We start from the raw sequence: 22,740 nt of genomic DNA, 5'->3' as shown, positions 1-22,740 counted from the left end.
CAGTGTGCCCATCGGCAGAGGTTCGAGACCTTGCAGCATGCCAGTCGGGTGATTGGCGACTGGATCCAGTTTTACAACCAGAAGCGTCCTCACCAGGCGCTAAAGATGAAAACACCGGCGCAGGCCTATGCCGAAGCCGCTTAGTTGTGCAGGAACGGCTGGGTCATTACAGCGATGGTATCAACAACGTAGCGCGGCAAGATATGTTCGTTGAACACTGACCCGTTGTTCTGCCCATCCGTTGATGCCGCCCCCTGCGTTGAAATGTGTATAATGACGGCACTTGCGCATCTCGATGGACACTAAAATAAGTGGCTGAATTAACACCAGAAGAACTCAAGCCCGCGTTTCATGCCGATCAGTTTTGTGCCCTCGGCGAACTCGAACCGCTCACCTTTGCCGATCTGCAACCGCGCGCGGTATCGGGCATCCACCGTCTAGCCAACTTTAACGGCGACAGCCCGGTTATGCTGCTCAACGGTTTTCCCGGCGTGGATTATGAAGCCGCCTGCCGGCATCTGATTGCCGGTATCGAAGGCAATGATGGCGATCTGTTCGATCTCTGCTTTACCGAAAACCTGAACAATCCGTTCAAGCCCATCTGGTTGCAACTGCAGCCTGGCAGTGGCTACGAGTTTTGCGAGATGGTGGCAGAGCTGCTTAAGCTGGCCAACCATCATCTCGACGCCGAGCGCCTGGTCACCCGGATCATGCGAAAACAGAACAACGATCCCAAGATTGATGACTTTCTCTCGGATCTGACCGCCCACGTTGCACTCGGACTCGAATTTCAGCATCCGGTGCTGATCAACCTGCTGGTGCATCACGAACAGCGCGAGTTGCCGGTGATTTTCGGGCGCGATTTAAGCTGGGATACGTTGTTTGGCTCTATTAACTATCAGACCGAACAAGGCTCGGTCTATGCCAACCACCATTTGCTCGAGCCCGGTTTGGTGCGTCAAGCTAACGGTGGCTACCTGATATTGCCGCTCGATGAGCTGCTCGATCAGCCGCACCTCTGGTTCAAGCTGAAAAACGCCATGCAGCAGGGATTCCTCGACTGGAATGCCTATCAGGAAGGCAAAACCCTGACCCCCTTCTTCTCGCCAGAGGCCAGCCCGGTACGTCTTAAGCTGATTTTGGTCGGCGATCGCCTTGATGTGGCCGAGTTCCAGCAGCTCGACAGAGACATGGCCGAGCGCATCTTCCTGCGCGCCGAGCTGGTCTCGGAGGTTAATGTCTCCGAGCAGTTGGGCGATTTCACCAGTTATCTGGCGGGGCTGCGCCTTCGCTGGAACCTGCTCGATTTCGCCCCTGATGCGGTGGCAGCGCTTTGCCGTCACGCTTCGCGCCTGTGCGCCCACCAGGAGTGGCTCTCGCTGGCCGAGGTGCAGATAAGCGCTCTGATGCGGCTGGCTGACAGCGTGGCGCGGGATGAAAAAGCCACTGTAGTCACCTCAGAGCACATTCGTGAAGCACTGTGCGAGCAGGACTTTCGTCTTAACTACCTGATTGAGCAATCTGATCTTGGCGTGATTGACGGTCAGATCCTGCTGCAAACCGACGGTGAAGAGATTGGCCAGATCAACGGCCTCTCGGTCATCCAGGTCGCCGGTCACCCCTATGACTTTGGTGAGCCGGTGCGCCTGACCGCCACCGTGCACTTAGGGGATGGCGATGTGGCCGATATCGAACGCAAGGCCGAGCTGGCCGGCCATATTCACGCCAAGGCGATGATGATCATTCACGGTTATCTCTCCAACCAGTTTGGTGCAGAAAACCCCTCGCCCCTGTCGGCCAATCTGGTGTTTGAGCAGTCTTATCACGAGATTGACGGCGACAGCGCGTCACTCACCGGTTTGTGTGCCCTGCTCTCTGCCCTCGCCCGCCAGCCTATTTACCAGCACTTTGCGGTGACTGGCGCCGTTGACCAGTTTGGCAACGTGCAACCGGTCGGTGGCGTTAACGAGAAGATTGAAGGATTCTTCCGGGTGTGCAAGATCCATGGTCTGACCGGTAAACAGGGCATTATCCTGCCGGCCACCAACCATCTGCAGCTCAACTTGTCAGATGAGGTGATCGAGGCCGTTGAGCAGGGCCGTTTTCATATTCATCCAGTGAGCCATGTGGAAGAGGCCATTGAACTTTTGACCGGCTGCGTGGCGGGCGATCCGGATCAGGATGACACCCTGTTCGGTCGCATCCAGGGCCGACTGGATGAACTCAACGGCACCTTGCCCAGAGAAGGTCTGCTAAGGCGCCTGTTGGGGCGTCTGGGCTCCTCTCGACAGTGATCGGAGTTGTTTAGCGAACAAGTGTAAGCTAAATTGCCCGGGTTGTTTTTGCCTGATAACGATAAGGATTGATCCGTGACCGATGATATGACCGCCAGCACACCCCGCCTCTCCCTGTGTGAACAAGGCAAGCAGAGCTTCAGCCGTGAAGAGTTGCTGGCTTGCAGCCGTGGTGAGCTGTTTGGTGAAGGCAACAGCCAACTTCCCGCCCCTAACATGCTGATGATGGATCGCATCGTTCGTATCAATGACGACGGCGGTGAACACGGCAAGGGCGAGATCCTGGCCGAGCTGGATATCACGCCTGATCTGTGGTTCTTCGGTTGCCACTTCCCGGGTGATCCGGTCATGCCTGGCTGCCTGGGTCTGGATGCTATGTGGCAGCTGGTTGGCTTCTTCCTCGGTTGGAAGGGTGGTCCCGGCAAGGGCCGCGCCTTGGGCGTCGGTGAAGTGAAGTTCACCGGTCAAATCCTGCCGACCGCCAAGAAGGTAACCTACAAGATCACCATGAAGCGGGTGATCAACCGCAAGCTGGTGATGGGGATTGCCGATGGCGTGGTGGAAGTGGATGGTCGTCCCATCTATGCAGCCACCGATCTGAAGGTCGGTCTGTTCCAGGACACCAGCAGCTTCTAAGCTAGTAAAACCTTTAGATACAGCAAGGGGCCCAATGGGCCCCTTGTCCTTTTAGATCTACTTCATGAAGAGGCCAGCGCCCCGCCCTTCCATTGCATCGCGCCATCCTCCAAGCCAATGGCCGCGTGCATCCAAGCCCTGATAGGGACACGATTCGATATTCTTGCCGGTCACTCCGGCCTGATACCCACGAGCTCGAGCTCTTTCCAGACGGTCTCGTTTCTGTCTCTTCATCATCCTAGGACCCTCTTCTCTTCATGGAAAAAAGTCGACCACTTTGCCAAGTGATCGACTTTCATGATTAACGCAATCGAGAAAGCGGGTCAAACCCAATTTTCACTATTTTGCAGCCTGATGACACAAGGTGCTGATAGTGGTTAATTTTTTATTTCGTGGTTATGACTCGCCATTTTTCATCGCTTCCAGCTCTTCCCAGCGCAGGAACGCGTCCTCAAGTGAAGACTCCGCAGCGGCCAGTGCATCGAGTTTGGCTTGGGTCACATCACCCGGTTGCGAGAAGAAATCCGGTGCATTGATCTGCGCTTGCAGCGCGGCAATATCCCCTTCCAGCTGCTCGAGACGAGCCGGCAGCGTGTCGAGTTCAAGCTGCAACTTATAAGACAGCTTGCGGCTCTTGCGTGGCTCGCTTTGGACAACCGGTGCCGCCACGGGCTCGCTCTTTTTGACTGGAGCCTGCGTGATTTGCTGCTGACTGCGGGTGTGCTGCATATCGGCATAACCGCCCACATAGTCACTGATGCGGCCGTCCCCTTCAAAGAACCAGCAACCGGTCACTGTGTTGTCGATAAAGCGGCGATCGTGGCTGACCAGCAGCAAGGTGCCCGGGTAATCGGCCAGCAACTCTTCGAGCAGCTCCAGGGTCTCGACGTCCAGATCGTTGGTCGGTTCGTCGAGGATCAGGAGGTTACTGGGCTTTAAAAACAGCTTGGCCAGCAGCAGGCGGTTTTTCTCACCGCCTGAGAGCGCCCGCACCGGTGTGCGCGCCCGTTTGGGTTCAAACAAAAAGTCTTGCAGGTAACCCAGAATGTGGCGGCTGCGCCCCCCCACCATGACCTCCTGCTTGCCCTCCCCGACGTTTTCCATCACGGTCTGCTCGGGGTCGAGCTGCTCGCGGTACTGGTCAAAGTAGGCCACTTCCAGATTGGTGCCACGGCGCACTTCACCGGCATTTGCCTGCAGATCGCCAAGCAGCAGCTTGATCAGGGTCGATTTGCCGCAGCCGTTGGGGCCAACCAGCGCAATCTTGTCACCGCGCTGAACCAGCAACTCCAGATCGGTAAACAGGGTCTTGTCATCAAACGCCAGGTTAACGCCCTGCGCCTCAAACACCAGCTTGCCGGAGCGGCTCGCCTCTTCCATCTGCAGCTTGGCCTTGCCTTGCAGTTCGCGGCGCTGGCCGCGCTCCATACGCATGGCCTTGAGCGCCCGTACCCGACCTTCGTTACGCGTGCGGCGAGCCTTTATCCCCTGGCGAACCCACACCTCTTCCTGAGCTAACTTGCGGTCAAATTCGGCGTTTTGCAGATCTTCAACCCGCAGCGCCTCTTCCTTACCGATGAGATACTGATCGTAATCCCCCGGCCAGGAGGTGATGCGGCCGCGATCAAGATCGATGATGCGGGTCGACAAACGATGAATAAACTCCCGGTCGTGGGAGATAAACACGATGGCGCCACGAAAATCCTTGAGGAAGTTTTCCAGCCACTGGATGGCATCGATATCCAGGTGGTTGGTCGGTTCATCGAGCAGCAGAATATCCGGATCGCCAGCCAGCGCCCGGGCCAGCGCCACCTTACGCAGCCAGCCACCCGAGAGGCTGGAGAGGCGTGCGTCCGGATCAAGACCAAGCAGTTGCAATACCTGATTGATACGGTTTTCAAACTGCCAGCCCTTTGCATGATCGAGCTGCTCTTGCAGTCGGCTCAGGGTACGGATGTGCTGATCGCTCGGATCTTTGGCAACCAGCAGCGAGGCATGGTGATAGGCCTTGAGCAGTTCACCAACATGAGCCAGCCCTTCGGCGGCGTAGTCAAACACGCTGTGCTCGCTCGATGCCGGTGGATCTTGCTCAAGACGGGCAATGTTCAAATCTTGCTGGATGATGAGACGACCATCGTCGAGGTTCATCTCACCGGCCAAAATCTTCATCAGGGTGGACTTGCCCGCCCCGTTACGACCAACCAGACACAGACGCTCGCCGCGCTCAATCTGCAACTCGGCATGATCAAGCAGGGGAAAATCACTAAATGAAAGGCAGGCATCATGCAGCGTCAACAGTGCCATCTTGATTCCTTAAGAAGAGAAAGCGGTAAAGCGGCGCAGGTCCGCCAGATCAAACGGCCAGCCCAGCTCGCGGCCGGTATCATCACGCAGCACCGGAATACGCGTCCGATAGGCCTCAAGCCAGGCGGCATCATCGAGAATGTCGCAGCGCCGAGTCCGTGCGGCAAGCCCTGCTGTTTCCAGCAGGGCCCAGGCCTCTTCACAGAGGTGACAACCCTCGGTGTGAAACAGCGTCAGCATCAGGCCTTCACGTGATGGATCAGCCAGCAGTTGTGGATCTGCGGGTTGCGTTCAAAGTCTTTGGGCAGCGTCTGCTTGCTGATGTTTTGCACGGTGAGCCCCAGCCCAGCCACGGCCTCCATGTCCATCTTGAAGTGACGCTTGTTATTGGAGAACACCAAGGTGCCCTCTGGCGCCAGCAGCCGCTTGAGGTGCTCGAGCAATTTCACATGATCACGCTGCACGTCGAAGGTCTCCTCCATCCGCTTGGAGTTGGAGAAGGTCGGCGGATCGATAAAGATAAGATCGTACTGGCCATCAGCGGCGCCCGACGGGTTCGCCTCTGCCAGCCACTGCAAACAATCTGCCTGCTCAAAGCGATGCATCCGGCCGGTCATGCCGTTCAAACGCATGTTATCCTGCGCCCAGTTAAGATAGGTGCGCGACATATCGACCGTGGTGGTCTCTTTGGCGCCACCGATCGCCGCGTGCACCGTAGCACTGCCGGTGTAGGCAAACAGGTTCAGGAAGCGGGTGCCCTTGGCCATCTCGCCCAGTTTGCGCCGGGTGATGCGGTGATCAAGGAACAAACCGGTGTCGAGATAGTCGTGCAGGTTGACCCACAGCTTGGCGCCATATTCGCTCACCTCGAAGCGCTGCTTCTCTTCGGCCAGCTTTTGGTACTGCTGCTTGCCTTCCTGACGCTCACGCACCTTGAGGACGACCTTCTCGCCATCCACACCGGTCACGGCGATCGCGGCCTGCACCATGTCGAGCAGACGCTGACGGGTCTTTTGCGCCGGAATGTCTTTGGGCGCAGCGTACTCTTGCACAACCAGCCAGTCACGATAACGGTCGATGGCCGCGTTGTACTCGGGCAAGTCCGCATCATAGAGGCGGTAGCACTCAACCCCTTCCTTGCTGGCCCACTTTTCGAGCCCCTTAAGATTCTTTTTCAGCCGGTTGGCAAAATCTTCCGCCACCTGCTTGTTGGAGGCGACCGAGTCAACCGCAATCTGGTAGTTACGCAGTTGGCACTCGATACCGCCGTTAAACAGGCGATATTGCTTGTCGGCGCGAAGGCGCAGACAGCTGAGCAGTTCCGGAGAGGCTGACAGAATCGAGACCTTCCAGCCCTGAAATTCGCGGCGCAGTGCATCGCCAAGCGCCTGATGTACCTCGATCAGTGCCGGAAATTCCCCCAGTCGCTCGCCGTAGGGCGGGTTACAGATGAGCATGCCTACCGCAGTGCCTTCAACGACCGGTGCGCCCTTAAGTGGGTTCGTCAGTTTGACCGCATCGCCCACAGAAAACTCGATAAGGTGGCCAACACCGGCCGCCTTGGCGTTAGCACGCGCCTTGGCGAGCACCCGCTCGTCACTGTCACGGCCTATTATCTTGCCACCAACCCGACCGAGCCCGCGCTTGGCACGCACTTGGGCTTCCATTTTCAGGCTCTGCCACAGCGCTGGATCGTGACCGAGCCAGTTTTCAAACCCCCAGCGCGGACGGTTCAGCCCCGGAGCCACGTCGGCAGCAATAAAGGCCGCCTCAATGAGCAAGGTGCCCGAGCCGCACATGGGATCGAGCAGTGGTTCGCCCGCCCAGCCGCTTCGCAGCAGCATGGCAACGGCCAGGTTCTCTTTGAGCGGCGCCTCACCGGTGCCCTGACGATAGGCACGCTGATGCAACGCCGATCCAGACAGATCCAGGGTGATGTTGACCTTACCCTTGCCCAGGTGGGCAAGAATGCGCACGTTCGGCTGCTTTTTATCGACATCGGGACGGGAGTTACTGCGCTTTTGGAAACGGTCGACGATGGCATCCTTGACCTTGAGCGCGCCGTACTGGGTGTTGCGAATGGAGGGGCTGGTACCGGTAAAATCCACGGCGATCGACGAGGTGGCCGGGAAATGTTGCTCCCACGGCAAGGTGTGCACACCCAGATAGAGGTCGAGATCGTCCTTGACCGCAAATTCGGAGAGTACCAGTACGATACGGGAAGCCAGACGACTCCAGAGGCAGGCTTTGTACGCTTGCTCGAGTTCGCCCTTGAAGTGAACACCGGCGACAGTTTCACGCACGTCGCTGGCACCAAGGCCGGTCAACTCGTCAGCCAGCAGGCTCTCCAGCCCTTTGGGGCAGGTTGCAAAGAATTGTTTCATCACGCTCACGGGGATGCCAGAAAAGGGCAATATTATAAACCAAGCGGGCGCTGTTGTACGCAGCGCCCGCTTCGGAAAAGCACAAAAACGCGGGTTAGACGGCTTGTTGCAGAGAAACGACCGGTGGCAACCAGCGCCGCAGACGGTTGTTCATCACTTTGATCACCGCAAAGCGACTCAACGGCTTGCCGCCACAGAGCAGAAACTCCTGGTCAAGGTGCAGGCAAACACTGGCCTGCTCCCCTTCTTCTACCACCACAAACAGCGCGCTGTGACCGTGGCTCTGACAATCCATCCACACCAGATCACCTTGCGTAACCCTCAAAGAGACCGGCTGCTCGGCAAAGAACCAGCTTTGCGGCATCAAAGGTTTGTAGAAGCGTTTGACGGCGATGGCGTTAAGAACCAGCTGCACCTTTTCCGGTGCGCACCAGTCAAGCTCTTGAATTTTATCGAGAAAATTATAAAACAGTGCTGCGTCCTCGACACAGAAGGGCGCAGAAACAAACGCAGCCGGTACCAGCTGCTTGCCGCGATATTCGCTGGCAAAGACCATCTGATCGGATAAATCCAACATCAAGCGATCGGCTTGGTGGTCATAACTCCATCGCCAGTGATCGTTTGGTGCAATGATCATGAGCTGCCCTTTAATAACTATTTAACTAACCTGACCATTCTATGCAGATAAGGTTGTCAATTTCAATTAAAGGGCAGCATATATTTAAATATTCATCACAATTTGTTTAATCAAATCGGGGCCTTTGTAAATAAAGCCGCTGTATATTTGCACCAAGCTCGCTCCGGCGGCCATTTTTTCACGCGCCGCCATGGCACTATCAATGCCACCGACACCGATAATCGGAATGGATCCTTTCAGGTATCCGGATAATTGTCGGATCACTTCGGTACTGCGTGGTTGCAGTGGTCGGCCCGACAATCCACCGGCTTGATGAGCGTGTGGCATGTCATAAACCATATCGCGAGCCAGCGTGGTATTAGTGGCCACCACCCCATCAATCTGATGACGCATGAAACAGTCTGCGACTTGCTCAATTTCTTCATCAGAAAGATCAGGGGCAATTTTCACCGTCAACGGAACATATTTCTGGTAGCGCTCGGCGAGGGCTTTTTGACGCTCTTTTAATGATGAGAGCAGATCATCAAGGGCATCGCCGTATTGCAATTGACGCAGGCCCGGCGTGTTGGGCGAGGAAATATTCACGGCGATATAACCGGCATGGTCATACACTTTGTCCATGCAGATCAGATAATCATCCTTGCCATTTTCCAGCGGGGTATCTTTATTCTTACCAATATTGATCCCGATGATCCCCTGATAGCGCGCCTTTTTGACGTTCTCAACCAGGTGGTCCACCCCCTTGTTGTTGAACCCCATGCGGTTGATGATCCCCTCGCCCGGGATCACCCGAAACAGGCGTGGCTTGTCGTTACCCGACTGCGGACGCGGCGTGACGGTCCCCACCTCCACAAAACCAAATCCCATGGCACCGAACGCATCGATACACTCCCCGTCCTTATCAAGGCCGGCGGCCAGTCCCAGCGGGTTAATAAAATTAAGCCCCATGACAGTGACGGGGCGCGGAAGTAAATGCTGGCGAAAGAGGCAATCAAGCGGGGTGTTTTGCAGACGGGAGAGCTGTTTGATGGAGAGTTCGTGGGCAACTTCCGGATCGAGTTTGAACAGGAAGTGTCTGGCGAGGGGGTAATACATCATGGCTCCTTAAAAAAGCCCCGGCAGATGCCGGGGCTTGTTTGTCCTATGCCTTATGCCGAAGGTCGGCAGTTCAACTGGAGCAGGTTCAACTCCCGCAAGGCCACCGAGAATTTCGCAAACTCGTGCGTGGTGGTGGTCTTGAAGTCGGCCAGCATGTGGGTCCAACGGGTCAGCAGCTGCTCATGCTCCGTAATCCAGTCGGCCAGTATGGTAGCGCATTCCCCCTGGTTTTTGCACCCTTCGAATACCACTGAAGTGAGAGTCCGCTGCTGCCAATCGAGATCTTCGCGAAACGCAGCGCGAGCCATCGCCTGCCAATGGTTAGCCACCGGCTGGTGGTTGATCTGATCGAGGAACCAGTGCAGCTCGAGTCTGGCACCCAGCCGGTAATAGACATCGGCAACCCGCAGTACATCAACCTGCTGCTCGGCCGCCACCTGCGCCAGATCCAGCACCGAGAAGAGGCTGCTCATGTGCGCCACCTGACGGGCTATCGCCTCGGGGACCCCCTGATGGAGCAGCTTGTCCACCTTCTCTTGGTGCTCGTCCACCTCGGCGCTCTCCATCACGCTATAGAGCTGGCCAGAAAGCGCCAGCAGCGCCGGACGGAAGAAGGCGACAGTCTGCTCAATCCCCCAGTTGCGATTGCGGGCACGCAGGAACCAACGGATGGCCCGTCGGAGCATACGACGAGTGGTAAACATCATCTCCAGCTGGGTATCAGCCTGGGTGTGATTGTCCAGCGCCTCAATGTCACGCCACAGCGCATCAAAGCCAAACACCTCGCGCGCCATCACAAAACAGATGGCGACATCGGCCAGCGTCGCGCCGGTCTCTTCACGCATGCGGTGGGCAAAATTGAGCCCCATGTCGTTGACCAGCAGGTTGGCAAGGCGGGTCGCAATAATCTCCCGGCGCAGCGGGTGCTGGTTCATGGCCGGCAGAAATTGCTGCTGCAGCGCCGTCGGAAAGCTTCGCACCAACAGATTGGCGAGGAACGGATCATCGGTGATCTCCGGCACATTGAGCTGCTCTTTGAGCACCATCTTGCCGTACGCGACCAACACCGCGAGCTCGGGACGCGTCAGTCCCTGACCACTCGCCATCCGCTCGGCCAGATCTTCATCGGTTGGCAGCGCTTCCAACGCCCGATCGAGCTTACCTTCACGCTCGAGCATCTGGATAAAGCGCTGCTGCTCCTTGAGCTGCTCAGCGCCGCGATAAGCGGTCACCGAGATGGACTGGGACTGGCGGTACGCATTAGTGATAACAATGCCGGCCACCTCGTCGGTCATCTCGTAGAGCAGCTGGTTACGCTGCTTGACCGTGAGATCTCCGGCATCAACCAGCTGATTGAGCAGGATCTTGATGTTCACCTCGTTGTCGGAGCAATCCACACCGCCTACGTTGTCGGTAAAATCGGTGTTAAGGCGCCCTCCCTGCATGGCGTACTCAATTCGGCCACGCTGGGTAAAGCCGAGATTACCGCCCTCGCCCACAATGCGGACTCGCAGCTCCCGGCCATTGACGCGCAGGGCATCGTTGCTGCGATCACCCACCTCGCTATGGCTCTCGACACTGCTTTTCACATAGGTGCCGATACCGCCGTTCCAGAGCAGATCCACATCCAGACAGAGCAGGCAGCGGATCAGCTCATTGGGGGTCATGCTCGCCTTGTCGGTGTGGAGCAGTTGTTGCATCTGACGGGTCAGCGCAATCGACTTGGCTGAGCGCAGGAAAATGCCGCCCCCTTGTGAAATCAGCTCCCGGTTATAGTCATCCCAGCTTGAGCCCGGCAGATCGAACAGGCGTTGGCGCTCGACGAAGCTCTTCTCGGCATCCGGTGTCGGGTCGATAAAGATATGCTGGTGGTTGAACGCACCGACCAGGCAGGTGTGTCGAGAGAGCAGCATACCGTTGCCAAACACATCCCCGGCCATGTCCCCAATGCCCACACAGGTAAAGTCATCCTGCTGGCAATCACGCCCCAACTCACGGAAGTGGCGCTTGACCGACTCCCACGCACCGCGAGCGGTGATCCCCATCTTCTTGTGGTCATAACCGACCGAGCCACCCGAGGCAAAGGCATCGCCCAGCCAGTGGCCATATTCCAGACTGATTTCGTTGGCAATATCCGAGAAAGTAGCGGTGCCCTTGTCGGCAGCAACAACCAGGTAGTAGTCATCTTCGTCGTGCCGGACCACATCACGCGGCGCAATCACCTCACCCTTGCTGATGTTGTCGGTGATGTCGAGCAGACCACGGATAAAGAGGCGATAGCATGCTTTGCCCTCTTGCTGGATCTCGGCGCGACTGGCGCCGGCCGGCATCTGCTTGCAATAGAAGCCACCCTTGGCACCGACCGGCACGATCACGGTGTTCTTAACCTGCTGGGCTTTCACCAAACCGAGCACTTCGGTACGGAAATCCTCTTTACGATCTGACCAGCGCAATCCACCCCGCGCCACCTTACCCCAGCGCAGGTGTACCCCTTCGACGCGCGGCGAGTAAACAAAGATCTCAAAGCGCGGCAGCGGCAACGGCATGTCGCTGATTGACGACGGCGCCAGCTTAAACGAGATGTAAGGCTTGATGTTGCCATCACGATCTGGCTGGTAATAGTTGGTACGAATGGTGGCTTCAATCATCTCGATGTAGCGACGGATAATCCGGTCATCATCGAGGTTGGCAACCTGATCAAGCTGGCCAATGAGCTGCTCATGCAGGCTTGCCTGTTTATCCGACGAGCGCTCGAAGGCAGGATTCAGACGCTGGTCAAACAGCTCAAACAGCCGCCGGGCAATCTGCGGATAACGGGTCAGGGTCTCTTCGATGTAGGTTTGGCTAAATGAAACCCCGGTCTGGCGCATGTACTTGGCATAGGCGCGCAGCACCGACACCTGACGGCCGGCCAGCCCCGCACCGAGCACCAACCGGTTGAACCCGTCATCTTCCAGTTGTTTGTTCCAGACGGCGGCAAACGCCTCCTGGAAGCGAGTCTGGCACTCTTCGAGATTAAGTGATGAGCCGCTAAAGAGCATGGAGAAATCGAGGATCCAGAAGATCTCTCCCATCGGATTGCGCACCTGATACGGGGTTTCGCCAATCACCCGCAGCCCCATGTTTTCCAGCATCGGCAGCACGTCCGAAAGATGGATGGGCTCACGCTGGTGGAACAACTTGAGGCGCACCTTGCGAAGGTCACTCTCTTCCTGCGCGCGGTAGAACAACATGCCAAGCGGCGCTTGCTCGCTCAATGCCTCGAGCTGAATGATATCGGCCACCGCCAACCCCGGCAGCACATCTTCCTTATAAGCGCGCGGAAAAGCGGCGCTGAAACGGCGCGCCAGCGCATTGCCACGCGCCTCACCGTAATGGGAGAGCAACACGCCACTCAAACGGTCATCCCAGCTGCGGGCTGCTTCAATCAGGTTGTTCTGGATCTCGTTCACATCTACATCCACGTTATTGTTATCGACCCGGATGATGTAATGGGTGCGGGCCAGCGTGCCTTCGGTGAAGTAGACATCAAACTCCACGCCTTCGCTGCTGCCGAAATATTGCTGCAGGATGCTTTGGGTTTTCAGGCGCAGGGAGGTGTTGTAACGCTCCTTGGTCACATACACCATGCAGGAGAAGAAACGGCCGTAGACATCACGCCGGATAAACAGGCGCAGCATGTCGCGCTCCTGCATCTCAAGCACCCCTAAGCCAATGGCCAGCAGCTCGTGCTCGGTGGCCTGGATCAGCTCGTCACGGGGATAGGTTTCGAGCACGTTGAGCAGCGCCTTGTAGGCATGAGAGCCCTTTTCAAAACCCGACGCAGCCATGATGCGCTCAACCCGACGGCTGATCAGCGGGATCTGGGTCGCACTGGTGTTGTAAATCGAGGAAGCATACAGACCGATAAAGCGATCCTCACCCACCACCTTGCCTTGCTCGTCAAAGCGCTTGATACCGATGTAATCGATATAGGCCGGGCGATGTACCCGCGATTTGCTGTTGGACTTGGTCAGGATCAGCAGATCTTGGCTCAGCGCCGCATGGCGGGCACTGGCAGGCATGGCCCCCAGACGAATACCCTTTTTATGCTCGGAGTTTTTCATCAAGCCCAAACTGGAGCCCGCCACCGGCGAGATTTCATGATCGCCCTTGACCGCCTTGACCTCGTAGCTGCGATAGCCCATCACGGTAAAGTTGTCGCTCGCCACCCAGCGCAGGAACTCTTTCGCCGCCTCTAACTCTGCGTGTGATTGAGGGCATGGCCGGGTGGCCAGCTCCTCAATGACATGGTGCAGCTTGGCCAGCATGGCTTTCCAATCACCGACCGCCAGCGCCACCTCACCGGCTACCGAGCGCAGTTCATTGGTCAGCGCACTCATCTGATCTTCATCAGTCAGGTGATCAATTTCGATAAGAAACACGGTTTCTACCGAGGTCTCGCCGGCGGTGTTATGGATATCAAGAATGGCGCTGACCTGCCCGTCTTTACCTCGCACCAGGTGCAGAGGTTGGTGCAGCATCATGTGAGCCGTAGAGCCAAGCCGGGTTAACGCCATGCGAAAGGAGTCCACCAAGAACGGCGTATCCTGCAGAATCATCTCGACGATGGTGTGTGGCGATTGCCACCCATGGCGGCTGAGCTCGGGGTTATAGACGCGAATGCAGGGCTCTTGCCCTTTACGCTGATTGAGCGCATTCCACAAACTCATGGCAGCGCCGTAGAGATCGCTGTCATTACGATCAGTCACATCATCACTGCTCATATTGCCGTAAAAGCGGGTGACAAACTGTTCAATCAGGGGAGCACTTTGGGCGGGAGACTTGTGGTGGACCAGTTCTACAACATGTTCAAGCAGGACAGAAACAGGAGCATCTTTAAGAGCCATGGCGGGTTCCTTAGCACAACTGCGCACGACGACAACGGACTGTCGCCCTGGGTTCAGGGATTAGCGCGAGTGTAGTCGTACGGGAACGACAAGGCGAGACAGGATGCTAACAAAAAGTTAAAAGTTTGGTTCAGTTCACGAAGCGCTCAGGGGGATGCTCTGTTTAACCATTCAATCACAGAGGCTCACACCACTCATCATACAAATCATGGTACAAGCGTGATGAAAGTGAGCTTAATATCAACTTATCTTGTCAAGACTTAGAAAGCGGTGATCATCCTGGGTCTTGAGAACGAACCGGCCACGCACACCCGAGGAGGTGATAAATGGACGGATCCGCTCTGCCGGCAACTCAATGACCAGCCCTTGCTCGCTACGCACGACCACCTTGCGCGCCTGGCCTTGGTAATAGCGCAGCACTTCATCGGCGGGAATGTATAGCTCAAAGGTGTACTGCTTCATGCGGGTATCCTGTGATGACGGGCAGGTTGCCCTGCCCGCCTGACGTCATTACATCTTCAGTGCTTTGCTTATCTTTTCAAACAAGTCTGCAGCTAGATTGGGCAGCGCGGCAATTCGCTCCAGCTCAGTGCGGATCTGCGCTTTACGCGCGGCATCCAGACGCTGGAACTGGATAAGCGGCGTCACCATGCGCGCGGCATTCTGCGGATTGACCTCGTTTAACTCGATAATCAAGTCAGCCAAGAAGCGATAGCCACTACCATCCTTGCGGTGGAACTGGGCCGGGTTGGCGGCCGAGAAACTGGCAATTAGCGCCCGCACCCGGTTGGGGTTACGAATGCTGAACTGGGGATGCTGCATGGCTTGCTGCACATCCGCCAGCACGTCATCGGCCGGCTTGCTGCCCACCAGACGCAGCCAGTTATCCAGCACCAGACCGTCATGACGCCAGTCTGCCTCAAACGCTGCCAGCAACCGCGCACGGCACGGCAACAGAAAGGCATTAGCCACCTGCAGCGCAGCGAGCCGGTCGGTCATGTTATCACTGCCATCTGCCTGGGCGGCAACCAGCGCATCCGCTTTGTCACCATCACGGGCAGCCACATAGCCAAGCAATACGTTTTTAAGACTACGCCGGGCTGCCGCTTCGTGGCTGATCTCGTAAGAGGGGGCCTTGAGCGCGGCATACGCAGTATCGAGCGCCGCACCGAATGCAGCCGCCAGCTGCTGCTGCAGGGCTTGGCGCACCGCATGGATGGCATCGATATCGGCAACATCAAACAGCTCAGCCAAGGTCCCCTCACCCGGCAGGGTCAACAGCTCTGCTTTGAATGAAGGCTCGAGCGCGGCATCGTTAAACACGGCGCTAAGCGCATCACGCAGGGCAACTGGCAGCGTTACAGGTTCACCGGCAGTCAGCCGTGCGACATTGTCAGTGACGGCCTGGTTTACCAGAATTTGCGCCGCATCCCAGCGAGCGAAGTCGTTTTTGGCATGGCGCACCAAAAACGCCAGCTCGTCGCCACTGTAGGGATAATCCAGCTTAACCGGGGCCGAGAAGTCACGCAGCAGCGAAATCACCGGACGCTCACTGAGATCAAATTCAAAGGTGGCATCGGCCGCCATGACGTCCAGCACATGATGCACGCTCTGACCATCACGCGTTAACGGCAGCACGCGGCCATCTGCCCCATAAAGCTCGATATCAAGCGGAATGTGCAGCGGCAACTTGTCAGCTTGATCAAGGGTGGCAGGCGTTGTCTGTGCGACATGCAGGCGGTAGCGGCCAGAGTTGGTGTCATACTCATCACGCACCGTCAGCACCGGGGTACCGGATTGGCTGTACCAGCGGCGGAACTGTGCCAGATTGATGCCAGAGGCATCTTCCATCGCCTTGACGAAATCTTCGCAAGTGGCCGCAGTGCCGTCGTGGCGTTCAAAATAGAGGCGCATGCCAGCCTGAAATTTTGCTTCACCGAGCAGAGTGTGCATCATGCGAATCACTTCCGAGCCCTTCTCATAGACGGTCAGGGTGTAGAAGTTGTTCATCTCAATCACCACATCCGGGCGGATCGGGTGCGCCATCGGGCCGGCGTCTTCGGCAAACTGCGGACCACGCATGACCCGCACGTTGTTGATGCGATTAACCGGGCGCGAGCCCACATCAGAGGAGAATTCCTGATCGCGAAAGACAGTCAGCCCCTCTTTGAGACTGAGCTGGAACCAGTCGCGGCAGGTGACGCGGTTACCGGTCCAGTTATGGAAGTATTCGTGGGCAATCACCCGCTCGATACCGTGGTAGTCAAGATCGGTGGCGGTTTGGGCATTGGCCAGAACGAACTTGGAGTTGAAGATATTCAGCCCCTTGTTCTCCATCGCACCCATGTTGAAGAAATCGACCGCGACAATCATGTAGATATCGAGATCGTATTCAAGCCCAAAGCGCTCTTCATCCCACTGCATCGCCCGCTTGAGGCTCTCCATGGCAAAGCCGGCGCGGTTGAGGTTGCCTTTATCGACAAAGATCTCGAGGGCAACCTGACGGCCAGAGCGGGTCTGATAGCTGTCCTGCAGTACATCAAAGTCACCGGCAACCAGTGCAAACAGATAGCTGGGCTTGGGGAACGGGTCTTGCCACTGCACGAAGTGGCGGCCATCGCCCAGTTCACCGCTGGCCACCTTATTACCGTTGGAGAGCAGATAAGGATATTTGGCCTTGTCGGCCGTGATGCGAGTTGAGTAGCGCGCCAACACATCCGGGCGATCTTGATAGAAGGTGATACGGCGAAAACCCTCGGCTTCGCACTGGGTGCAGAAGGCGTCACCGGATTTGTAGAGCCCCTCCAGCGCAGTATTAGCCACCGGATCAATCTCGGTCACAATGGTCAGCACAAATTCAGCTGGCAACTGGGTGAGCTCCAGCTGTCCCGGCAATTCGCGGTAGTTCTCAAATGCCCGACCATCAACGCTCACCGAGACGAGAGTCATGGACTCTCCGTCCAGACGCAGCGGCTCATTGTGTTCACCCTGGCGGCGAACCCGGCTAATGGCAGTCACGCGAGTGTGGTGATCGTCGAGTTGCACATCCAGATCGAGGGTATCAATCAGGTAATGCGGTGCCTGGTAGTCAAGGCGGTATTTCGCCGCCTTCATGTCGTGTTCTTGTGTCATTTATTGTTTGCTTCCACGCAGTTTTGACGAGAGAAAGGCTGGCATATCCCCCAGCCAGGGGTCAATCATTGCCTGCTGTTTTGCCTATCCTTTGTTGCTTCAACGAAGCACGTTTGTTTGATTTGGTGTTGCATAACATTTGTGAGATGGCATATCTGATTATTTTTAGGTCAAGCTTAGCTGCGAGCTAAATCAAAGTGATAGATCCAGCCATCACCAGCATGACTATCTTCAGGCGTAACCAGCGCAGGTAACGTGTCACACTGCCCTTGCATGGCATGTTGCAGCGCCATCAGTGCGCACAGCGCAGCATCGTAAATATCAGTCCCGACCGCTATTCCATCAGGCAAAACGTGCAGCAAGCCAGGATGAGCAGCACTGATCCTACCCGCCATTTTGGCCATGGCTGGGTAGGTTTCGATGGCCACCAGCTCCCCTTCCCCCGCTGACTGCAACGGCGCAACCGGCACGCGCCAATGTTTGAGCAGTGCCATGGCCAAGGTGGCATTGTTCCCTAAACGATCAAACGTTGCCGAGAGCGGCTTTTTGCCATAACGCTGGTAAAGCCAGCGCTCGCAGTCGCGATAAGCATAAGGGTTGTCAATCTCCCGCTCGGGAACAGTGCAGGGCGCTGGCCGGCCACTTAACAAATCGCCCAGCGCAGGTGGAAAGCTTAATGGCGCATCAATGCCCAAGGTGATGTGAGGAACAGCCAAAAGCGACGCAACTGCCACCGGGTCTTGCAATACCGGCAATAAGAGAGATGAGAGCGTGGGTGATTGGCGCGAGCTAAACCGAAAAGCCGGCGAGCACCCGAGCCAGTGCAGCGCCCCTTCTGCCCAGCCCACGATGGCGACAGCCTGGGTGTTTCCCTGCCAACCACATACATCCCAGCCGATCCCCACTGCATCAAATGTCATCACATGCTCCTTCCAACGCGGACTGGCAGAGTATCCAAACCCTCCATGCAGGAAAAGCCACTTTTACGCGCAGAGCCTTTACCACGACCCGCTTGCGCCCCTAGAATGGCGACCCGCCATTTTACTGGATAGACATCATGGAAACGTTCAATCTCGAAGGCCATCCCCACGTCGAACTGTGCGATCTGCTCAAGCATTTGGGATGGGCTGACAGTGGCGGACAGGCCAAGCAACTGATTGCTGATGGTTTGGTTGAAGTGGACGGTCAGGTTGATACCCGCAAGCGCGGAAAGATCCGCGCCGAACAGGTCGTCAATTTCAACGGTATGAAAGTGGTCGTCAAACCGTAAGTTAGCTTGCCTTGAGCGACAGAGTGAGCGTAAAGCGCGCCATCGGCTCATCACCGCTGATGCTCGGGCAGGTTGCGATAATCTCGATGGGACGGTTGATCCGTTGGCCTTGCGTCAGTGACTCTTCAATCATCTGATCAATCGTCTCACCGGCGGCGCAGTAAAATCGCACTGCGGCCTCGGGGCGCCTGAGAAAATCCCCGGCCACATCCTTAAATGCAAAGTGCACCTTGCGCTGACGCCGTCTCCCTTTATCCAGCACCAGCAATCCGCCGGCCAGATCAGCGCCGATGGCCAATGCGCCAAAATACATGCTGCCCAGATGATTGCGGGTACGCCAGCCGAGCGGGATCTGCACCGCCAGCTCGCGTTCATTCAGGGTTTCAATACGAGGGGCACAAAAGCCGATAAGCGGAATATAACGCCAGGAAAACAGGCGCAGAGCCAACGTTGCTTTTATTTGTTTCCAATCCATGGCAACTGATCCGATGAGTTGATGTAAACGGAATGTTGCCGATTAAATCCGCTGATGGCAAGGAAAAAGCGAGCGAAGGAACCCCCGCCCGCCTTAGAGAATTGGCTAATTGGCGAGCCAAGCGCCCTGGCTCTGCATCTCAAACAGACGAGCGTAATGACCACTGCGTGCCATCAGTGCCTCGTGAGAGCCGCGCTCGATAATGCGCCCGCGAGAGAGCACCAAGATCTCATCAGCATCGACAATGGTTGAGAGACGGTGCGCCACCGCAATGGTAGTGCGGCCGCGTCGCGCTGCTGCCAACGCCTGAGTCAACGCCGCTTCGGTTTGGGAATCGACACTGGCGGTCGCCTCATCCAGGATCAAAATGCGTGGATCGCAAGCTAATGCCCGGGCAAACGAGAGCAACTGACGCTGGCCGGCAGACAAGTTACGCCCGCCTTCATCGAGCAAGCTGGCCAACCCATCCGGCAAGCTTTTCACAAAACCAGCTAGCTGCACCTCTTCGAGCACCTGCCACAGACGCGTATCATCCAGATTGGCGCGTCCCAAGCGCAGGTTTTCTGCAAGCGTACCGGCAAAGATAAAGGGATCTTGCTGCACCAGCCCCATCTGACCGCGCAGTAACGCCAGCTCCAGACTGGCCGCATCCTGCCCATCTAAGGTAATGCGTCCCTGATAATGTGGATAAAATCGCATCAACAGGCTGATGACCGTACTCTTGCCGCTGCCGGTATGGCCCACCAGCGCCAGCATCTGGCCGGGACGCACTGCAAAATCGACGCCCTCGAGCACTTGCCGCTCACCGTCGTAAGAGAACGTAACCTGATGGAAGGCCACCTCCCCTTTAAGCGTTGCGTGTTGGCCTGTGCCAGACTCTTGCGCCTCATCGAGCAGCGTAAAGACCCGCTCGCCTGCCACCATGGATTGCTGCAGCTGACCGAGTTGGTTGGTCATCTCGATGATGGGCTCAATCATCCGGCCCAGATAGCTGATAAACGCATAGAGCACACCGACCTGCACGGCTCCTTTGCCTTCGTGAGCAAACAGAGCCAAGAGGCCGATCAACACCATCATGTAAAAAAGATCAATGAGGGGGCGCAGCAACAAGCCGTTGATCTTAAGACCTTTCACCCGTGCATTCTGATGATCGTCGTTCACTGCGGCAAACTCGGCGGCAAATCGCCGCTCCTGCACCATGGCCTGGATCACCGCCATTCCCTGCAGCGACTCATTAAGACGACTGTTGATATCCGACAGCAGGCTACGGGTTGCTCGCACCACCGGTACGCTGAGCTTTTGGTAAATCCACATCAGGATAAAGACCACTGGCAACAGCATGGCGCACACCAGCATCAGCTTGATATCGAGCAGTGCCATCGAGATCAGGATCCCGATAAGCAGCACCGCCTTTTGGATGAGCATGCCAATTACCTGCACATACAGATTCATGATGGCTTCGGTGTCATTGGTGATCCGCGAGATCAGCGAGCCCGATCTATGCTGATCGAAATACTTCGCCGGCAGGCGAATTGCCGTGGCAAACACACGTTCACGCAGCTGTTGCACCACACTTTGGGCAATCTGGTTAAAACGCAGCGACTGGCGATAAAAACCCAGCGCAGAAAGCAGCTGCAATCCGAGATAGCCGACCGCAAAGGTCGCCACACCACTGGCCACCAGCTGACGTGGCGCCAAGTGATCATCGATAAAGTGTTTAATCAACTGTGGGCCAGCCACCTCGGCGGCAGTGGCAAGCAGCAACCAGCCAAAACCGGCAAGCAGTGCCGTGCGGTGTGCCAGTGCGTAACTTAATAGACGTTTCAGAGTTGGATTCACAGCACCTCCTCCAGATCTTCTTCCAGCCGTTGGTAGCGCACCATTCGGGCATACCAGCCATCTTGCGTCAGTAGCTCGGCGTGGGCACCGAGCTCGACGATATGGCCATCTCCGAGTACCACGATCTCGTCGCACTGCTCCACCGCCGTCATGCGATGAGAGGTAATGATCAACGTGCGTTGTTCGCTGGCCAGTGCATGCAAAATAGATTGCTCGGTATGGGCATCGACGGCCGACAGCGCGTCATCGAGCAGCAAGATTGGAGCATCAAGGAGCAGCGCCCGGGCGATGGCCAACCGCTGTTTCTGACCGCCGGAAAGCGTCATGCCCTTCTCACCAACCTGAGTCTGGTAGCCTTGTGGCAACCGCTCTATTTCATCGTGCACGCAGGCAATGCGCGCCACACGAATGATCTCATCCATGCTCGCCTGCGGATTGCCCAGCGCGATATTGGCCGCAATGGAAGTAGAGAACAGGAACGGCTCTTGGGGCACATAGGCGTAGCGACTGCGAAGCGCCGTCAACGGCCAGTGCGTCAGTGCTACGCCGCCTAGTGTGATTTCCCCGTGCTGCGGATCGGCGTAGCGCATCAGCAATTTAAGTAGCGAGCTTTTGCCAGCACCGGTTCGCCCGACGATACCCAGCGTGCCACCAGCCGGCAACGTCAGTGAAATATCACTGAGCAAAGCGCGTGATTCCACCTCCCACCCAAGGTGTTTAACCACCAGCGGGAAAGGCGTGGAGGGAGTGCGTGGCTCGGCAGGATTAGCGATCGCGCCCCGTTCGGCCAGCAGCGTCTCGATACGGGAATAGGCGGCGCTACCGCGCTCGATAATGTTAAACAACCAGGCAATGGCAAACATGGGCCAAATCAGCTGACCAAGATACATGGTAAAACTGGTCAACTGGCCCAGCGTCAAGGTGTCATTGAGTACCAGCACGCTGCCACCGGCCACCGCAAGAAAATAGGCGCAGCCGATACACAGATAGATCACCGGATCAAACTTGGCATCGATGCGCGCCACCGCCATATTGCGTTGCCCGGCTTCGCGGGTCAGCTCGGCAAAGCCACGCTCTTCAAGGGACTCCACCGCATAGGATTTGAGCACCCGCACGCCCGAGAGTGCTTCCTGGGTCTTGTTGTTGAGTCGGGAAAAGGCCGCCTGGGCCTCTTTAAATTCACGGTAGATCTGCTTGCCAAAACGATTCATGCACAGCGCCATGACCGGCAGTGGCAACAACGAGACCAGGGTTAATTGCCAGGAGTACTGGGTACACATGATCACCAGCACCAGAATGCCGACGATAAAGGAGTCCACCAGCGTCAGCACCCCTTCCCCGGCGGTCATCTCCACCGCCTGGATATCATTGGTGGCATGAGCCATCAGATCGCCGGTGCGATGGCGCTGATAAAAATCGGGGCTCATGGCGCAGAAGTGTTCGAACAAGCGATTACGCAGCACAAATGCCAGCCGATAAGCGGCGCCAAACAGGGTGACCCGCCAGATATAACGCAGCACATAGATAATCACGCCGAGCAGTAGCAACAGCGCCAGCCAACCGGCTAACTGGGAGGTGCTCAGATCGCCGCGAGTGACCCCGTCAACGACCTGCCCTACGATCTTGGGGGGAATGGCGGTCATCGCCGCCACCATCATCAACAGGACAATCGCGGTGACATAGCAACGCCACTGCTCGCGAAAAAACCAACCGAGACGCAAAAAAACACTCACGACACAACCTTGTCACTTTGGCACGAAAGTCTTCATTGTATCCTGAGCT

17 protein-coding genes are annotated in these 22,740 nt (G+C 56.8%); 4 read left to right on the top strand and 13 right to left on the bottom strand.

Annotation, left to right across the window (positions count from 1 at the left end):
- The 3 genes from BW958_RS05165 to fabA all read left to right on the top strand — a co-directional run.
- On the top strand, nucleotides 1-144 hold a 144-nt coding region (locus BW958_RS05165; protein WP_143233016.1), incomplete at its 5' end, for an integrase core domain-containing protein.
- A gap of 167 nt (nucleotides 145-311) precedes the next feature.
- Entirely contained in the window at nucleotides 312-2,294 is a 1,983-nt protein-coding gene (locus tag BW958_RS05160; RefSeq protein WP_076574654.1) for a Lon protease family protein, read from the top strand.
- 87 nt (nucleotides 2,295-2,381) lie between these two features.
- Nucleotides 2,382-2,930, top strand: a complete 549-nt coding sequence (gene fabA, locus BW958_RS05155) for a 3-hydroxyacyl-[acyl-carrier-protein] dehydratase FabA (protein WP_143233024.1) — start codon at nucleotides 2,382-2,384, stop codon at nucleotides 2,928-2,930.
- Between the two features lie 57 nt (nucleotides 2,931-2,987).
- On the opposite strand, the gene rmf is transcribed toward fabA, so the two are convergent.
- The 10 genes from rmf to BW958_RS05105 all read right to left on the bottom strand — a co-directional run bounded on the left by rmf (nucleotide 2,988) and on the right by BW958_RS05105 (nucleotide 18,294).
- Nucleotides 2,988-3,167 (bottom strand): ribosome modulation factor, encoded by a 180-nt coding sequence (gene rmf / locus BW958_RS05150; protein ID WP_179078817.1) that lies wholly within the window; start codon nucleotides 3,165-3,167, stop codon nucleotides 2,988-2,990.
- Nucleotides 3,168-3,326: 159 nt separating this feature from the next.
- Entirely contained in the window at nucleotides 3,327-5,234 is a 1,908-nt protein-coding gene (locus BW958_RS05145) for an ABC transporter ATP-binding protein (RefSeq protein ID WP_076574652.1), read from the bottom strand.
- 9 nt (nucleotides 5,235-5,243) lie between these two features.
- A complete protein-coding gene (locus BW958_RS05140; protein WP_076574651.1) occupies nucleotides 5,244-5,474 on the bottom strand; it encodes a glutaredoxin family protein in 231 nt (76 codons plus the stop codon).
- Nucleotides 5,474-7,618 (bottom strand): bifunctional 23S rRNA (guanine(2069)-N(7))-methyltransferase RlmK/23S rRNA (guanine(2445)-N(2))-methyltransferase RlmL, encoded by a 2,145-nt coding sequence (gene rlmKL / locus BW958_RS05135; RefSeq protein WP_076574650.1) that lies wholly within the window; start codon nucleotides 7,616-7,618, stop codon nucleotides 5,474-5,476. The genes BW958_RS05140 and rlmKL overlap by 1 nt, the downstream gene beginning before the upstream one ends.
- Nucleotides 7,619-7,712: 94 nt before the next feature.
- Nucleotides 7,713-8,255, bottom strand: a complete 543-nt coding sequence (locus tag BW958_RS05130) for a cell division protein ZapC (protein ID WP_076574649.1) — start codon at nucleotides 8,253-8,255, stop codon at nucleotides 7,713-7,715.
- 84 nt (nucleotides 8,256-8,339) lie between these two features.
- On the bottom strand, nucleotides 8,340-9,350 hold the full coding sequence (gene pyrD, locus BW958_RS05125) for a quinone-dependent dihydroorotate dehydrogenase (protein ID WP_076574648.1): 1,011 nt from the start codon (nucleotides 9,348-9,350) through the stop codon (nucleotides 8,340-8,342).
- A 53-nt stretch (nucleotides 9,351-9,403) separates the two neighbouring features.
- Nucleotides 9,404-14,242: an NAD-glutamate dehydrogenase gene (locus tag BW958_RS05120; protein WP_076574647.1), complete on the bottom strand. Its 4,839-nt coding sequence runs from the start codon at nucleotides 14,240-14,242 to the stop codon at nucleotides 9,404-9,406.
- A 240-nt stretch (nucleotides 14,243-14,482) separates the two neighbouring features.
- On the bottom strand, nucleotides 14,483-14,704 hold the full coding sequence (locus BW958_RS05115; protein WP_076574646.1) for a DUF2835 domain-containing protein: 222 nt from the start codon (nucleotides 14,702-14,704) through the stop codon (nucleotides 14,483-14,485).
- A 48-nt stretch (nucleotides 14,705-14,752) separates the two neighbouring features.
- Nucleotides 14,753-17,374 carry an aminopeptidase N gene (pepN, locus tag BW958_RS05110; RefSeq protein WP_076574645.1) on the bottom strand — a complete coding sequence of 874 codons (2,622 nt, stop codon included), beginning with the start codon at nucleotides 17,372-17,374 and terminating at the stop codon, nucleotides 14,753-14,755.
- 176 nt (nucleotides 17,375-17,550) lie between these two features.
- Nucleotides 17,551-18,294, bottom strand: a complete 744-nt coding sequence (locus BW958_RS05105; protein WP_076574644.1) for a DUF429 domain-containing protein — start codon at nucleotides 18,292-18,294, stop codon at nucleotides 17,551-17,553.
- A 137-nt stretch (nucleotides 18,295-18,431) separates the two neighbouring features.
- Here BW958_RS05105 and ybcJ point away from each other — a divergent pair, with 137 nt between their 5' ends.
- Nucleotides 18,432-18,644: a ribosome-associated protein YbcJ gene (gene ybcJ, locus BW958_RS05100; protein ID WP_076574643.1), complete on the top strand. Its 213-nt coding sequence runs from the start codon at nucleotides 18,432-18,434 to the stop codon at nucleotides 18,642-18,644.
- Nucleotide 18,645: 1 nt separating this feature from the next.
- Here ybcJ and BW958_RS05095 read toward each other — a convergent pair whose 3' ends face one another.
- From BW958_RS05095 to BW958_RS05085, 3 genes are all read right to left on the bottom strand, one after another.
- Nucleotides 18,646-19,119: a DUF4442 domain-containing protein gene (locus BW958_RS05095; protein WP_076574642.1), complete on the bottom strand. Its 474-nt coding sequence runs from the start codon at nucleotides 19,117-19,119 to the stop codon at nucleotides 18,646-18,648.
- 105 nt (nucleotides 19,120-19,224) lie between these two features.
- A complete protein-coding gene (locus BW958_RS05090; RefSeq protein ID WP_076574641.1) occupies nucleotides 19,225-20,958 on the bottom strand; it encodes an ABC transporter transmembrane domain-containing protein in 1,734 nt (577 codons plus the stop codon).
- The gene (locus tag BW958_RS05085) at nucleotides 20,955-22,691 is read right to left on the bottom strand and encodes an ABC transporter transmembrane domain-containing protein (RefSeq protein WP_076574640.1); all 1,737 of its coding nucleotides are present in this window, start codon (nucleotides 22,689-22,691) and stop codon (nucleotides 20,955-20,957) included. Before BW958_RS05085 ends, BW958_RS05090 begins: the two co-directional genes overlap by 4 nt.
- Nucleotides 22,692-22,740: the final 49 nt, after the last annotated feature.

The organism is Aeromonas sp. RU39B, from assembly GCF_900156095.1.
Lineage (GTDB): Bacteria > Pseudomonadota > Gammaproteobacteria > Enterobacterales > Aeromonadaceae > Aeromonas.
This window is presented reverse-complemented; position numbering and strand designations above follow the sequence as displayed.

Excerpts from the sequence above, each read along its gene's own strand:
- fabA (WP_143233024.1), top strand. The coding sequence starts at position 2,382 with ATGACCGCCAGCACACCCCGCCTCTCCCTGTGTGAACAAGGCAAGCAG.
- rmf (WP_179078817.1), bottom strand. The coding sequence starts at position 3,167 with ATGATGAAGAGACAGAAACGAGACCGTCTGGAAAGAGCTCGAGCTCGT.
- BW958_RS05145 (WP_076574652.1), bottom strand. The coding sequence starts at position 5,234 with ATGGCACTGTTGACGCTGCATGATGCCTGCCTTTCATTTAGTGATTTT.
- BW958_RS05140 (WP_076574651.1), bottom strand. The coding sequence starts at position 5,474 with ATGCTGACGCTGTTTCACACCGAGGGTTGTCACCTCTGTGAAGAGGCC.
- rlmKL (WP_076574650.1), bottom strand. The coding sequence starts at position 7,618 with ATGAAACAATTCTTTGCAACCTGCCCCAAAGGGCTGGAGAGCCTGCTG.
- BW958_RS05130 (WP_076574649.1), bottom strand. The coding sequence starts at position 8,255 with ATGATCATTGCACCAAACGATCACTGGCGATGGAGTTATGACCACCAA.
- pyrD (WP_076574648.1), bottom strand. The coding sequence starts at position 9,350 with ATGTATTACCCCCTCGCCAGACACTTCCTGTTCAAACTCGATCCGGAA.
- BW958_RS05120 (WP_076574647.1), bottom strand. The coding sequence starts at position 14,242 with ATGGCTCTTAAAGATGCTCCTGTTTCTGTCCTGCTTGAACATGTTGTA.
- BW958_RS05115 (WP_076574646.1), bottom strand. The coding sequence starts at position 14,704 with ATGAAGCAGTACACCTTTGAGCTATACATTCCCGCCGATGAAGTGCTG.
- pepN (WP_076574645.1), bottom strand. The coding sequence starts at position 17,374 with ATGACACAAGAACACGACATGAAGGCGGCGAAATACCGCCTTGACTAC.
- BW958_RS05105 (WP_076574644.1), bottom strand. The coding sequence starts at position 18,294 with ATGACATTTGATGCAGTGGGGATCGGCTGGGATGTATGTGGTTGGCAG.
- ybcJ (WP_076574643.1), top strand. The coding sequence starts at position 18,432 with ATGGAAACGTTCAATCTCGAAGGCCATCCCCACGTCGAACTGTGCGAT.
- BW958_RS05095 (WP_076574642.1), bottom strand. The coding sequence starts at position 19,119 with ATGGATTGGAAACAAATAAAAGCAACGTTGGCTCTGCGCCTGTTTTCC.